The sequence below is a fragment of the Paracoccus liaowanqingii genome (assembly GCF_004683865.2).
In the GTDB taxonomy this organism is placed as follows: Bacteria; Pseudomonadota; Alphaproteobacteria; order Rhodobacterales; family Rhodobacteraceae; genus Paracoccus; species Paracoccus liaowanqingii.
Genome location: NZ_CP038439.1, coordinates 1,458,960 through 1,472,085 on the forward strand (window position 1 = coordinate 1,458,960; position 13,126 = coordinate 1,472,085).

Consider the following 13,126-nt stretch of genomic DNA (forward strand, 5'->3'; position numbering starts at 1 on the left):
GCCCGCAGGGATCTTCTCCTCGCGGGCGTTCGCGCTTCTGATCAGTGCTCCGCCGATGCCTTCCGCAGGCATCCGCCGCAGAGATCACTGATTCTTGCTGGCCACCGCCTTCGAAACGACGTCCTTCGTGCTGGGCGCCGAGGCGTTGGTCTTCGGCTTTTCCTTCTTGGGTTTCTTCTCGTCGCGTTTCCGCTTGTCCATGCCCTTGGCCATGATGTCGCTCCTGTTCTACCGTCACGGTTCGACGGGCCGTCAGCATACGCCAAATCGGACGAATGGGAACGTGTTGCGGTGGTCCCGGTGACGTTTGTCCGCGGGCGACCTTGGGGCGCGGCGCCTAGCGGTGGCCGACCCATCCCCGGTCGTCGGTGAAGGCGCGGCCCGGGGCCACGGTCACGGCCGCGTAGCCCTGCGGCAGCGTCACATCGGCGAAGGGCCGGGCCGAGGCCGCCAGCAGGATGTTGGTGCGGCCGCGGCGGCTGACCGGGCCCTGCACCGCCGCGACATGGGGATAGAGATCGGCAAGGATCGCATGGATGCCACGCACCAAAGGGCCATCGGGCGCATCGATCAGGTTCACGTAGACGGGGCCGTCGAAGATCGACCGCAGGCGGTCATAGGTCTCGCGCGTGGCCAGATGGGCCGGCACCGAGCCCGAGGAGAAGGCATCCATGACGGCGGCGTCGAAGCGGCGGTCGGTCTGGTTCAGATAGACCCGCCCGTCCTCGTGCACGATCCCGAGGCGGCGCTCGGCCTCGCCCGGGGTGCCGCCGGCTGCATCATAGCCCGCCTTGTCGATCATCGCGCCCGCCCAGGGCAGGTGCCGTTCCACCACGCGCGTGATAAGGGGATCGATCTCGACCGCGACGGCCTGCGCGGCAGGTCGCGCCTCCAGCAGCTTGCCGGGCAGCGAGTAGCCGCCGCCGCCGATGAACAGCACCGAGGGGGCCGGTCCCAGATCGCGGTCCATCCGCGCCCAGATCCATTGCGTGTAGGGCAGCACCAGCGGGTCGGCGGCCTCGCCCTCGGGGGTGCTGCGCTCTGCCGCCTGCTGGGTGCGGTCCGAATAGAGATAGACCGCATCGCCCTGCCGCAGCACGTCGATGCAGGACAGACCGGATTCGTAGCGGCAGACGGGGCCGCTGGCCAAGGTCGCCGCCACGATGACCGTGGCCGCGCCGACCGACAGGATGGACTTGGGGTTCCGGGCCAGCCCGCCGCCCGTGTCGCCCCGGATCAGCGGCACGCAGAGCAGCATGGCCGCGCCGCAGCCGGCGAAGGTGGCGACAGACCCGGCCAGCGGCAGGGCCACGAACCCCGCCAGGATCGCGCCGACGATCGCGCCAAGCGAGCCCGCCGCCAGGATCAGCCCAAGCGACGACCCCTCGCGCCCCGGCCGCGCCTCGACGGCCAGCTTGGCCAGGAAGGGCGAGGGATAGCTGACCAGCACCGAGGCGGGAAAGAAAGCCACGACGACGGCCAGCAGCATCCCCCAGGTGTCGCGCGCGCCCAGGGCATAGATCAGCCCCAGGACGGTGGGCGACAGGGCCATCAGCACCGCCGTCGCCACCAGGGCCGCGCGCACGGCCCGGACCGCGGCGCCGCGCTCTCGTTCCGCCACCAGCCCGCCAAGCGCGCTGCCAAGCGAGAAGCCCGCCAGGATCGTCGCGATGACCGAGGTCCAGGTCACCAGCGACGTGCCGAAGAAGGGGGCGAGCACGCGACCGGCGGCGATCTCGTAGGTCAGGCCGACGGCGGACAGGACGAGGATCAGGCCGATGGTGGTCCAGAACCGCATGGTGTTTTCCTTGGCATGTGCAGGGGCGCAGTTGCGCGTGCCTGCCACGTTTCCGCGGGCGAAGCCATGCCGGGATGCGGGGTCCGGTCGGGCAGAGGAGGGCTTGGGCGCCCGGTCCCGTGCCCCGCGCCGAACCGGGCGCGGCGATCGCGCGGCGTCTCACCCGCCCATGAAAAAGGGGCCCGCAGGCCCCTTTGATCGGTCGATGTCCTGCGCTGGATCAGGCCGCCTTGCGGGCGTCCAGTTCACTGACCACGGGGCGGGGCATCTCGTCGCGGGTGAAGTAGCTGTACATCTGGTCCAGCGTGGCATCGGCCTCGATGCTGCGCTTGCGGTCCGCGATGCTCAGCGGGCGGGTGGTGTCGGTGGGCATTGTCATTCTCCGGATTGGGACGTTTCGCTCCCATGACCGTTAAATATTGACTGGCCGATCAAAATAAAACCGCCCTGACGTCAGGTCAGGGCGGGTGCAAGGCAGCCATGCAGAGGGAACAATTCAGCCCAGTTGCAGCATCCGGTGCTTCTTGCGGCCGATCGAGATCTTGATGCCGCGTTCCAGCGCGGCATGATCCAGCGCCATCTGCGGGTCAGTGACGGGGTCGTTGTCGACGCGCAGGCCGCCCTCGGCGATCAGGCGCTTGGCTTCCTTGCCGCTGGCGACCAGGCCCGACTGGACCAGCGCCTGCGCGATGGTCACGCCCGGGGCGGTGTCGGCGGAAAGGCGCGCGATCTCCAGCTCGCCCCCCGCGCCGCCCTGTTCAAAGACCTCGCGGGCGGTCGCCTCGGCCCGGGCGGCGGCGTCGGCGCCGTGCAGCAGGGTGGTGACCTCGTTGGCCAACAGCGTCTTGGCCTCGTTGATCTCGGCCCCCTGCAGCGCGCCCATGCGCTCGCACTCCTCGACCGGCAGCTCGGTATAGAGCTTGAGGAAGCGGCCCACATCGGCATCGGTGGTGTTGCGCCAGAACTGCCAGAACTCGTAGGGGCTCAGCATGTCCGCCGACAGCCAGGTGGCGCCGCCCGCCGACTTGCCCATCTTGCGCCCGTCGCTGGTGGTCAGCAGCGGCGAGGTCAGGCCGAAGACCTGCGCATCGTCCACCCGGCGGGTCAGGTCAATGCCGTTGACGATGTTGCCCCACTGGTCCGACCCGCCCATCTGCAGCGTGCAGCCATGGCGGCGGTTCAGTTCCAGGAAGTCGTAGGCCTGCAGGATCATGTAGTTGAATTCTAGGAAGGACAGCGACTGCTCGCGGTCCAGCCGGGATTTCACGGATTCGAAGGACAGCATCCGGTTGACGCTGAAATGCCGCCCGATGTCGCGCAGGAAGGTCAGGTAGTTCAGCCCGTCCAGCCATTCGGCATTGTTCAGCATGGTGGCCTTGCCGGGGCCATAGTCCAGGTAGCGGGCGAAGACCTGTCCCATCCCGTCGATATTGGACTGGATCGCGGCATCGTCCAGCAGCGGGCGCTCGTCGCTGCGAAAGGACGGATCGCCCACCTTGGTCGTGCCGCCGCCCATCAGGGTCAGGGGGCGGTTGCCGGTCTTCTGGAACCAGCGCAGCATCATGATGTTCAGCAGATGGCCCACATGCAGGCTGGCCGCCGTCGCGTCATAGCCGATATAGGCCGTGACCGGCCCCGCCAGCAGTGCCTGATCCAGTGCGGCCAGGTCGGTGCAGTCGGCCAGATAGCCGCGTTCGGACATGATGCGCAGGAAGTCGGACTTGGGCTGGTGGGTCATGGGGTTCATCCTTCTAATGGGTCGCGATATACAGGCGGGCGTCATAAAGGAAAAGCGATGATCCGGGCTTTGGGGATGATGTCGGGCACCTCGCTGGACGGGGTGGACGCGGCGCTGATCGAGACCGACGGCATCCGCATTGGTGGGTTCGGCGCCAGCGCCTTCCGCGCCTTCTCGGACAACGAATCGGCGGTGCTGCACGGGGGCCTGGGCCTCTGGCCCGACGCGCCCGCGGTGCCCGATCTGGCGCGGCTGGTCGAGGCCGCGCATGCCGATCTGGCGGCAGGCTTTCCCGATGCGCAGCTGGTCGGCTTTCACGGCCAGACGCTGGCCCATGACCCGCGCGGGCGCGGCACCCATCAGGCGGGCGACGGCGCGGCCTTGGCGCAGGCGACCGGACTCCCGGTGGTCTGGGATTTCCGGTCCGAGGATGTACGCCGGGGGGGCGAGGGCGCGCCGCTGGTGCCGTTCTTCCACTGGGCCTGCGCGGAATGGGCGATGGGGCAGGGCAGGCTTGCCCCTGCGCCGGTGGCCTTCCTGAACTTGGGCGGGGTTGGCAACATCAGCTGGGTCGACCCGACCGCCCCGGCCCCCGAGGCGCCGGGCGCCTGCCTGGCCTTCGACACCGGTCCTGCCAATGCGCCGCTGAACGACCTGATGCGCCGCCGCCGCCGCCAGGCGCGCGACGAGGGTGGGGCACTGGCCGCCCAAGGCACCCCGGATGCGGCGATCGTGGCGGCCTTCCTTCAGGATCCGTGGTTCGCCCGACCCGCACCGAAATCGCTGGACCGCGACCATTTCGCGGCGCTGTCGCAGGCGGTGGCGCCCTTGGGGGATGCCGATGCGGCGGCGACGCTGGTCGCGGCGCTGGCGGCCTCGGTCGCGGCGGCGCTGGACTGGCTGCCCTCCCCGCCGGGGCAGGTGCTGGTCTGCGGCGGGGGGCGGCACAACGGGGCGATCATGGCGGCGCTGGCCCGCGCGCTGCCGATGCTGGTGGCGCCGGTCGACAGCATCGGTCTGGACGGCGACATGCTGGAGGCGCAGGCCTTCGGATGGCTGGCGGTGCGGGTGCTGCGCGGGCTGCCGATCTCGGGGCCGATGACGACGGGGGTGCCAGAACCGGTCTGCGGCGGGCGCATCAGCCATCCTCGCGGCAGCCTCACGAAACTGTTTGGAACGTGACCGAGGGCGGGGCGTTGTGACGGTGAAGATGGCAGAAAGTGCTGTCAAAACCAAAGATTGAAAGAGATTCTTATGAAAACCCTTATGATGACGACCGCAGCCGCCCTGACCCTGAGCACCGCGGCATTCGCACAGACCACCACGACCGAGCCGATGACCACCGCGCCGATGGCGACCGAGACCATGCCGGCGGAAACGATGCCCGCCGAGACCATGCCCGCCGACACGATGGCGACCGATCCGATGACCACGGATACCATGGCGACCGACGCCACGATGGACCCGGCCATGGCGCATGAGGCCATCGTGCCGATGTCGGACACCAACCCGGGCATCTCGGCCTCGTGGTTCCAGGGCAAGGCGATCTACACGACGAACCAGCCCTCGACCACCGCATGGGATGACAACGCGACCTGGGGCACCGAGCGTCCGGGCGACTGGAACGAGATCGGCACCGTCAGCGACGTCGTGCTGTCCGGCGACGGTCAGGTGATGGGCTATATCGTCGACATCGGCGGCTTTCTGGGTCTGGGCCAGCACAGCGTGATGCTCAGCCCCGACGTCGCCAACCTGGTCGATTTCGACGACAACGTGCTTTGGGGCGACGATACCGTCTTCGCCACCAACTACACCCAGGAAGAGCTGGAAGCGCTGCCGCAAGTCGAGATGGACTATATCCTTGACTGATCCCTTCCGGATCGGACTGCAAGACGGGGTGCCCTTCGGCGCCCCGTTTTCGTTTGGGAAGCCGTCGCCCGGACCCCGATCCGTGCCTCATGTCGGAATTCTGTCAAAAACCCCGATGCTGCCCTTGACGGGGGTGCGACCCATGCGTAAACCCCGCCTCACCCCGGCGGGCGATCGTCCGGGGGATGAGTTGGGCGGTTGTAGCTCAGTTGGTTAGAGTACCGGCCTGTCACGCCGGGGGTCGCGGGTTCGAGCCCCGTCAACCGCGCCACAACTCATCATTCGCCCGAAGGAAATGCGCGGTTGTAGCTCAGTTGGTTAGAGTACCGGCCTGTCACGCCGGGGGTCGCGGGTTCGAGCCCCGTCAACCGCGCCATTTCCCTTCCCTCCCCCCTTCGCAGACCTTGGCATTCCCCTGACGGGGGAAAGCCGCTAAGACGGGCGCGATCTTGCGGTTCGGAGGATGTGATGACGGATATGGTTCAGGCCCGGCAACTGATCGAGGCGCTTGGCACGGCGGCCCGCGCGGCGGCCATCGAGCTGGCGCAGGCGCCGTCCGATGCCAAGGAGACCGCCCTGCTGGCCGCAGCCCAGGCCGTCCTCGACCGCACCCCGACGATCCTGGACGCCAATGCCCGCGATCTGGACTTCGCCCGCCAGAAGGGCCTGTCGGAGGCGATGCTGGACCGGCTGGCGCTGGACCCCGCGCGGCTGCAGGCCATCGCGCGGGGGCTGCGCGAGGTGGCGGGCCAGCCCGATCCCGTCGGGCAGGTGATCGCGGAATGGGACCGCCCCTCGGGCCTTCATATCCAGCGCGTGCGCACGCCCATCGGGGTGATCGGCGTCATCTATGAAAGCCGCCCCAATGTCACCGCCGATGCGGGCGCGTTGGCGCTGAAATCCGGCAATGCGGTGATCCTGCGCGGCGGCTCGGAAAGCCTGCATTCCAGCGCGGCGATCCATGCCTGCATGGTCGAGGGGCTGCGCGCAGCCGGCCTGCCCGAGACGGCCATCCAGATGGTCCCCAACCGCGACCGTGCCGCCGTCACCGCCATGCTGGGCGCGCAGGGGCTGATCGACGTGATCATCCCGCGCGGCGGCAAGGGGCTGGTGGGGCTGGTGCAGTCCGAGGCCCGCGTGCCGGTCTTTGCCCATCTGGAGGGAATCTGTCACGTCTATGCCGACGGCGCCGCCGATCCGGACAAGGCGCGGCGCGTGATCCTGAACGCCAAGACGCGGCGCACGGGCGTCTGCGGGGCGGCGGAATGCCTGCTGATCGACCGCGCCTTCTTCGACCGCCACGGCGACATCCTGATCCGCGATCTTCTGGACGCGGGCGTCGAGGTCCGGGCCGAGGGCGAGCTGGCGCAGATCCCCGGCACCGTTCCCGCCACGCCCGAGGATTTCGGGCACGAGTTCCTGGACATGATCATCGCCGCGCGGCTGGTCGACGGGGTCGACGGGGCCATCGCCCATATCCGCCACCATGGCAGCCAGCACACCGAATCCATCCTGACCGAGGATGACGCCGTGGCCGCGCGCTTCTTCGCGGGCCTCGACAGCGCCATCCTGATGCGCAACGCCTCGACCCAGTTCGCCGATGGCGGCGAGTTCGGCATGGGGGCGGAGATCGGCATTGCCACCGGCAAGATGCATGCCCGCGGCCCGGTCGGGGCCGAGCAGCTGACCAGCTTCAAGTATCTGGTCACCGGCGACGGCACGATCCGGCCCTAGAAGGCGATCTCGCCGCCCGTCTGGTCGAATTCATGGCGCAGGGGGCGGTTCTGGGCTAGGGCGGCCTCGGCCAGCAGGGCGAAATGCACCTCGGACGGGGCGGGGCGACGGGCCATGCCCCCGCCCAGCCAGGCCCAGAGGCACGGATCGATCCGGCTGCGCTCGCAAGAGGCGACCAGCCGCCAGCCGGGCGCGTCGTGCAGCACGATCACCCGCCCGCCCCACGGCATGGCGGTTTCCAGACACATCAGCGCCAGCATCACCATGCGGACCTCGGGCCGGGCGAAATCGCCGCTGCCGTCCAGCGTGATCTGCAGGCGCCCCTGCGCCGTGATGCCGTCCAGCAGCCCCGCCAGCTCCGCCCGCCCGATGCGCTGGTCGTCCGAGGCGAGCCCGAAGGCCATGCGATAGGCCTGGATGCGCGCCCGCGCCGCGATCACCGCGTCCGAGATCAGCCGCAGCTCGGGCGATCGCGACAGGCCGGGGAAATCGGGCGACATCTCCAGCAGCTCGACCCCGTTGCCGATGGCCCCCAGGGGCGAGACGAGGTCGTGGCACAGCCGCGATCCCAGCAGGGCGGCCAGATCGCCCGGGGCGATGCGCGTTGTGTCATGCGCCATGAGGGGCTACCTTGAAGGGGACACAAGGAGGGACTGAGGTGAACGAGATCCTGGAACCCGGCATGATCGTGCGCCATCCCGGTGCGCCCGAATGGGGCGAGGGGCAGGTCCAGTCCCGCATCGGCGACCGCATCACGGTCACGTTTCCCGAGGTGGGCAAGCAGGTGATCGACGGCCGCCGCGTGGCCTTGCAGATCCTGCGATTCAACAGCATGTGAACTCCGCGTAACATTTGTTCCTTGATGCAACCTTGGGTTGCATGATGCAAGAGGTTCCGGGCACGGCATGTTGCAATGCGGCCCCGGCTTTCCTAGACAGTGCGCAATCCTGACCGCTCGAGGCCCCGTGACCCGCGCCGACCCCGCCTTCTTCCAGATCCGCCTGGCGACCGACCCGCAGGACCTGCGGGCCGCGCAGCGTCTGCGCTATCGGGTCTTCGTCGAGGAGTTGGGCGGCACCGGCCCGCTGGTCGATCATGACGCCCGGCTGGAATGCGACGAGTTCGATCCGGTCGTCGATCACCTCTGCCTGATCGACACCCGCCGCGATCCGGCGGCGCTTGACCATGTGGTGGGCGTCTATCGCCTGCTGCGCAGCGACGTGGCGGCGCGCTTCGGGCGCTTCTACTGCGACGGCGAATACGATCTGTCGCCCCTGCGCGACAGCGGGCGGCCGCTGCTGGAGCTGGGGCGGTCCTGCGTCGATGCCGATCACCGGGGCGGGGCGGCGATGTTCCTGATGTGGAACGCGCTGGCCGATTACGTGCTGGACCACGGCATCCAGATCCTGTTCGGGGTGGCCAGCTTTCACGGCACCGACGCCTCGCTGCTGGCGCCGTCTCTGTCCTGGCTGCACCATCACCATCTGGCGCCCGAGACGCTGCGCCCCCGCGCGCGCGACACGGGCTTCCAGACCATGGACCTGATCCCGCCCGAGCGGCTGGACCGGCGCGAGGCGATGGTGGCCATGCCCGCGCTGATCAAGGCCTATCTGCGCCTTGGCGGCCAGGTGGGCCTGGGCGCCTTCACCGACCGGGCCTTCAACACCACCGATGTCTTCCTGCTGATGGACACCGCCGCCATGTCGGCCAAGCACAAGCAGTTCTACGAAAGCCGCTGGCAGCCGACATGAGCCCCCGTCCATGAGCGTCCGCGCATGAGCCCCACCTGGCGCGAGGGCGCGCCGCCGCCGCTGACCGGGCCGCGCGATGTGCGGGACTGGCTGCGGGTGATCCGGCGCGGCCTGCCTGCCGTGCTGGTCCTGCTGCTGGGCGTGCTGCTGATCCTGCCGCTGCGCGGGGTCGAGCGGCTGGTTCACGGCCGCCGCCGCCCGTGGACCGGCCCGCATGTGCAGATCGTCTGCCGCCTCGTGCTGGCCTGCCTGGGGATCGGCTGGCGGCGCGAGGGGGTGCCCCTGCGCGGCCCCGGCGCGGTGGTGGCCAACCATTCCAGCTGGCTGGACATCCTGGTCCTGAACGCAGCGCTGCCGGTCTTCTTCGTCAGCAAGGCCGAGGTCGCCTCGTGGCCCGGCATCAACATCCTGACCCGCGTGACCGACACGCATTTCGTCACCCGCGACCCGAGACTGGCCCGCGTGCAGGCCGCCGAATTTGCCGCCCGCCTGCGCGCCGGCCACCGGCTGCTGTTCTTCCCCGAGGGAACCTCGACCGACGGCCGCCGCGTGCTGCCCTTCAAGCCGACGCTGTTCCAGGGCTTCCTGGACGCCGACCTGCCCCAGGGTCTGGCGATCCAGCCCGTCTCGGCGCTGTACGCGGCGCCCCCGGGCAAGGATGCCCGATTCTACGGTTGGTGGGCGGACATGGCCCTGGGCCCGCATCTGCTGACGGTTCTTGCGGCAAAGCGCCACGGAGGTGTGACCGTCCGGCTTCACCCCCCGATTCCCGTCTCAGGAAAAGACCGCAAGACCCTTTCGGCGGCGTGCTATTTGGCGATACGGTCGGACTTCGGCAGCCCGGCCCAAGAGGCCTGAGCTACACCTTCCAATTGCATGTCAAGATATTGCATATGGCTTGACGACGCTATATCTGGTGTCCAACCCTAAATATACCGCTAAGGAATGTGCGCATGAGTCGCTTTGCTGTCCCTATTGCCGAACAGATCTGGAACATGAAGTACCGGATGAAGGATGCCGAGGGGCAGCCGGTCGATGCCACGGTCGAGGACAGCTGGCGCCGCGTCGCGCGCGATCTGGCCCGCGTGGAAAGCGACCCGGCCAAGTGGGAAGACAAGTTCTACACCGCGCTGGAGGACTTCAAGTACCTGCCCGCCGGTCGCATCCTGGCGGGCGCGGGCACGGGCCGGTCGGTCACGCTGTTCAACTGCTTCGTCATGGGCACCGTGCCCGACAGCATGGCGGGCATCTTCGACATGCTCAAGGAAGCGGCCCTGACCATGCAGCAGGGCGGCGGCATCGGGTACGACTTCTCGACGGTCCGCCCGCGCGGCGCGGCGGTCAAGGGCGTGGCGGCGGATGCCTCGGGCCCCTTGTCCTTCATGGATGTCTGGGACGCGATGTGCCGCACGATCATGTCGGCGGGCTCGCGCCGCGGCGCGATGATGGCCACGATGCGCTGCGACCACCCCGATGTGGAACAGTTCATCGAGGCCAAGCAGGACAGCGCCCGCCTGCGCATGTTCAACCTGTCGGTGCTGATCACCGACGACTTCATGGAAGCCGTGCGCGCCGATGGTCCGTGGGAGCTGAAGTTCGACGGCCGCGTCTACAGCACCGTGCAGGCGCTGGACCTGTGGAACAGGATCATGAAGGCGACCTACGACTTCGCCGAGCCGGGCGTGATCTTCATCGACCGGATCAACAAGGCCAACAACCTGTCCTATGTCGAGACCATCGCCGCCACGAACCCCTGCGGCGAGCAGCCTTTGCCGCCCTATGGCGCCTGCCTGCTGGGCTCGATCAACCTGGCGCGGCTGGTGACGGACCCCTTCACCGATGCGGCGCAGCTGGATCCCGAGGGGCTGAACGATCTGGTCCGCACCGCCGTGCGGATGATGGACAACGTGGTCGATGCGTCGAAATTCCCGCTGGAGGCGCAGGCCGAGGAGGCGCGCAACAAGCGCCGCATCGGTCTGGGCGTCACCGGGCTTGCCGACGCGCTGCTGATGCTGGGCCTGCGCTACGGCGCCGATGACGCGGTCGAGCAGACCCGCGTCTGGATGAAGGCCATCGCGCGGGCCGCGTATCTGGCCTCGGTCGATCTGGCGAAGGAGAAGGGCGCCTTCCCGCTGTTCGACGCCGAGAAATACCTGGCCTCGGGCTTCATGTCCAAGATGGACGAGGACGTGCGCGACGCGATCCGCGAGCATGGCATCCGCAACGCGCTGCTGACCTCGATCGCGCCGACCGGGACGATCAGCCTCTATGCGGGCAACGTGTCCTCGGGGATCGAGCCGGTCTTCGCCTATGCCTATACCCGCAAGGTCCTGCAGAAGGACGGCAGCCGGACCGAGGAAGAGGTCGTCGATTACGCCGTCCAGATGTGGCGCGACCTCAAGGGCGACGCCGAACTGCCCGCCTATTTCGTGAACGCTCAGACCCTGGCGCCGCGCGACCACGTGGCCATGCAGGCGGCGGCGCAGGAATGGGTGGACAGCTCCATCTCCAAGACCATCAACTGCCCCGAGGATATCGGCTTCGAGGAGTTCAAGGACGTCTATCTGGCGGCATGGGATCTGGGCTGCAAGGGCTGCACCACCTATCGCCCGAACGCCGTCACCGGGTCGGTCCTGTCGGTCAGCGAGACGACCGAGAAGGCCCCCGAGGCCGACAAGGGCGCCGACGTGGTCTATCTGACCGAGCCGCTGGACCGTCCGGCGGCGCTGGAAGGCGCGACCTACAAGCTGAAATGGCCGGGCAGCGAGCACGCCATCTACATCACCATCAACGACATCGTGCAGGGCAACCACCGCCGCCCGTTCGAAATCTTCATCAACTCGAAGAACATGGAGCATTACGCCTGGACCGTCGCGCTGACGCGCATGGTCTCGGCCGTGTTCCGCCGCGGGGGCGACGTGTCCTTCGTGGTCGAGGAGCTGAAGGCCGTCTTCGATCCGCGCGGCGGCGCCTGGATGGCGGGACGCTACGTCCCCTCGATCCTTGCGGCGATCGGCGGCGTCATCGAGCGCCATCTGGTCGAGACGGGCTTCATGGCGGGCGAGGGGCTGGGCCTCAAGTCCGACCCCAAGGCCGAGGTCGTGGCGGTGGGCGAGGCCCCGCGCGGCCCCGCCTGCTCGGCCTGCGGGCAATACGGGATGCGCATGGTCGAGGGCTGCATGACCTGCCCCAGCTGCGGCCATTCCAAATGCGGCTGATCCGCTGATCAGACGAAGGACGCACGGGAAGGGGCGGGATCGCGGGATCCCGCCCTTTCTGCATGGAATGCGGCGCAATGCCTCATTCCGGACAGGCCGCGCGATCTTCCACCCTAGACGCGAAACCAATCTTCGGGTTTCGTGGTTAAGGCGTATCGTCGGTCTCAGTCCGACAGGTGGGAGGTCTTGGACATGCAGCCTCCGAGGACGGATCCCGGGCAGGGCAGGGACTGGCTGTCGGTGCTGATCGACACCCGGTCGTCGCTGATCGCCGGCATGACGCCCGAGGCCATGGCTGCCATGCTGGACCAGGCCCAGATCCTGTATCTGCGCCGCCCCCGGCAGGTGCTGCGCCAGGGCGAGGTCGCGCGGAAGGGCTATCTGATCCTGAAGGGGCGCATCGAGGTCAGCTATATCGACGTCGACGGCAACCGCGTGCTGGCCCATCTGGCCGGGCCCGGCGAGGCCTTGGGCGAGGTCGAGCAATTCTCGGGGCGGACCTGCGCGGCCACCTGCACGACCCTGCCGGACACGACGGTGATGGTCTTCGACGCGGCCCTGATCCTGCGCCACCTGCCGGCGGCCCTGCTGCTGCGCAATCTGGCCGGGATCTTTCACGACCGCCTGATCCGCGACACGCGTCAGCGATCGGTCGCCATGTTCTATGCCGCCGAGGACCGGGTGCGCATCCATCTGCTGGCCATGACCTCGCCCGAGACGCCCGTCGTCCAGCTGAGCCAGACCGAGCTTGCGGGCTTTGCGGGCTGCTCGCGCCAGACGGTGAACAAGACGCTGTCGGCCCTGCGCGCCGAGGGCATCGTCCAGATGGGACGGGGCACCGTCCGGGTGCTGGACCGCGCCCGGCTGGAGGGGATCCGCCCCCGCCCGCCCGAGGGCCTGCCGGGCGAGGATCCGCGCCATGTGCCGCCCGACGCGGACCGGGCCCCGCCCCCCGATCCGGGCCGGCCCGACGGGGCCGGAGAGGGCATGCCGAAAGCGTGACCGCCGGTCCCGGCCC

General features: G+C 68.6%; 13 protein-coding genes and 2 tRNA genes. 10 read left to right on the top strand and 5 right to left on the bottom strand.

Features of this window, described 5'->3' with window-relative positions; all coding sequences use genetic code 11:
• Positions 1 to 84: 84 nt before the first annotated feature.
• The 4 genes from E4191_RS24545 to tyrS form a co-directional block, all read right to left on the bottom strand.
• The gene (locus E4191_RS24545; protein ID WP_269436666.1) at positions 85 to 213 is read right to left on the bottom strand and encodes a hypothetical protein; all 129 of its coding nucleotides are present in this window, start codon (positions 211 to 213) and stop codon (positions 85 to 87) included.
• Between the two features lie 124 nt (positions 214 to 337).
• A complete protein-coding gene (locus tag E4191_RS07000; RefSeq protein ID WP_135312774.1) occupies positions 338 to 1,798 on the bottom strand; it encodes a fused MFS/spermidine synthase in 1,461 nt (486 codons plus the stop codon).
• A 220-nt stretch (positions 1,799 to 2,018) separates the two neighbouring features.
• Positions 2,019 to 2,171, bottom strand: a complete 153-nt coding sequence (locus E4191_RS23690; RefSeq protein WP_168217394.1) for a hypothetical protein — start codon at positions 2,169 to 2,171, stop codon at positions 2,019 to 2,021.
• A 123-nt stretch (positions 2,172 to 2,294) separates the two neighbouring features.
• Entirely contained in the window at positions 2,295 to 3,536 is a 1,242-nt protein-coding gene (tyrS, locus tag E4191_RS07005; protein ID WP_135312775.1) for a tyrosine--tRNA ligase, read from the bottom strand.
• Between the two features lie 57 nt (positions 3,537 to 3,593).
• Here tyrS and E4191_RS07010 point away from each other — a divergent pair, with 57 nt between their 5' ends.
• The 5 genes from E4191_RS07010 to E4191_RS07030 all read left to right on the top strand — a co-directional run bounded on the left by E4191_RS07010 (position 3,594) and on the right by E4191_RS07030 (position 7,139).
• Positions 3,594 to 4,718, top strand: coding sequence for an anhydro-N-acetylmuramic acid kinase (locus E4191_RS07010; protein ID WP_135312776.1), 1,125 nt, complete (start codon positions 3,594 to 3,596; stop codon positions 4,716 to 4,718).
• Between the two features lie 72 nt (positions 4,719 to 4,790).
• Positions 4,791 to 5,405 carry a PRC-barrel domain-containing protein gene (locus tag E4191_RS07015; RefSeq protein ID WP_135312777.1) on the top strand — a complete coding sequence of 205 codons (615 nt, stop codon included), beginning with the start codon at positions 4,791 to 4,793 and terminating at the stop codon, positions 5,403 to 5,405.
• Positions 5,406 to 5,599: 194 nt separating this feature from the next.
• Positions 5,600 to 5,676 (top strand) — tRNA-Asp (locus E4191_RS07020).
• A gap of 28 nt (positions 5,677 to 5,704) precedes the next feature.
• Positions 5,705 to 5,781: transfer RNA gene (locus tag E4191_RS07025), tRNA-Asp, on the top strand.
• Between the two features lie 101 nt (positions 5,782 to 5,882).
• Entirely contained in the window at positions 5,883 to 7,139 is a 1,257-nt protein-coding gene (locus E4191_RS07030) for a glutamate-5-semialdehyde dehydrogenase (RefSeq protein WP_407947060.1), read from the top strand.
• Here E4191_RS07030 and E4191_RS07035 read toward each other — a convergent pair.
• Positions 7,136 to 7,759 (bottom strand): histidine phosphotransferase family protein, encoded by a 624-nt coding sequence (locus tag E4191_RS07035; RefSeq protein ID WP_135312779.1) that lies wholly within the window; start codon positions 7,757 to 7,759, stop codon positions 7,136 to 7,138. The genes E4191_RS07030 and E4191_RS07035 overlap by 4 nt on opposite strands.
• 38 nt (positions 7,760 to 7,797) lie before the next feature.
• Between E4191_RS07035 and E4191_RS07040 the strand changes: the two genes are divergently transcribed.
• The 5 genes from E4191_RS07040 to E4191_RS07060 all read left to right on the top strand — a co-directional run bounded on the left by E4191_RS07040 (position 7,798) and on the right by E4191_RS07060 (position 13,110).
• Complete coding sequence (locus E4191_RS07040) at positions 7,798 to 7,977, top strand: DUF3553 domain-containing protein (RefSeq protein ID WP_135312780.1); 180 nt, start codon at positions 7,798 to 7,800, stop codon at positions 7,975 to 7,977.
• Between the two features lie 127 nt (positions 7,978 to 8,104).
• Positions 8,105 to 8,890: a l-ornithine N(alpha)-acyltransferase gene (olsB, locus tag E4191_RS07045; protein WP_228461630.1), complete on the top strand. Its 786-nt coding sequence runs from the start codon at positions 8,105 to 8,107 to the stop codon at positions 8,888 to 8,890.
• A gap of 24 nt (positions 8,891 to 8,914) precedes the next feature.
• Positions 8,915 to 9,748 carry a lyso-ornithine lipid O-acyltransferase gene (gene olsA, locus E4191_RS07050; protein ID WP_135312782.1) on the top strand — a complete coding sequence of 278 codons (834 nt, stop codon included), beginning with the start codon at positions 8,915 to 8,917 and terminating at the stop codon, positions 9,746 to 9,748.
• Positions 9,749 to 9,843: 95 nt separating this feature from the next.
• Positions 9,844 to 12,108, top strand: coding sequence for an adenosylcobalamin-dependent ribonucleoside-diphosphate reductase (locus E4191_RS07055; protein WP_135312783.1), 2,265 nt, complete (start codon positions 9,844 to 9,846; stop codon positions 12,106 to 12,108).
• 192 nt (positions 12,109 to 12,300) lie between these two features.
• A complete protein-coding gene (locus tag E4191_RS07060) occupies positions 12,301 to 13,110 on the top strand; it encodes a Crp/Fnr family transcriptional regulator (RefSeq protein WP_135312784.1) in 810 nt (269 codons plus the stop codon).
• Positions 13,111 to 13,126: the final 16 nt, after the last annotated feature.

Excerpts from the sequence above, each read along its gene's own strand:
- E4191_RS07010 (WP_135312776.1), top strand. The coding sequence starts at position 3,594 with ATGATCCGGGCTTTGGGGATGATGTCGGGCACCTCGCTGGACGGGGTG.
- olsA (WP_135312782.1), top strand. The coding sequence starts at position 8,915 with ATGAGCCCCACCTGGCGCGAGGGCGCGCCGCCGCCGCTGACCGGGCCG.
- E4191_RS07035 (WP_135312779.1), bottom strand. The coding sequence starts at position 7,759 with ATGGCGCATGACACAACGCGCATCGCCCCGGGCGATCTGGCCGCCCTG.
- E4191_RS07030 (WP_407947060.1), top strand. The coding sequence starts at position 5,883 with ATGGTTCAGGCCCGGCAACTGATCGAGGCGCTTGGCACGGCGGCCCGC.
- E4191_RS07055 (WP_135312783.1), top strand. The coding sequence starts at position 9,844 with ATGAGTCGCTTTGCTGTCCCTATTGCCGAACAGATCTGGAACATGAAG.
- E4191_RS23690 (WP_168217394.1), bottom strand. The coding sequence starts at position 2,171 with ATGCCCACCGACACCACCCGCCCGCTGAGCATCGCGGACCGCAAGCGC.
- tyrS (WP_135312775.1), bottom strand. The coding sequence starts at position 3,536 with ATGACCCACCAGCCCAAGTCCGACTTCCTGCGCATCATGTCCGAACGC.
- E4191_RS24545 (WP_269436666.1), bottom strand. The coding sequence starts at position 213 with ATGGCCAAGGGCATGGACAAGCGGAAACGCGACGAGAAGAAACCCAAG.
- E4191_RS07015 (WP_135312777.1), top strand. The coding sequence starts at position 4,791 with ATGAAAACCCTTATGATGACGACCGCAGCCGCCCTGACCCTGAGCACC.
- E4191_RS07060 (WP_135312784.1), top strand. The coding sequence starts at position 12,301 with ATGCAGCCTCCGAGGACGGATCCCGGGCAGGGCAGGGACTGGCTGTCG.
- E4191_RS07000 (WP_135312774.1), bottom strand. The coding sequence starts at position 1,798 with ATGCGGTTCTGGACCACCATCGGCCTGATCCTCGTCCTGTCCGCCGTC.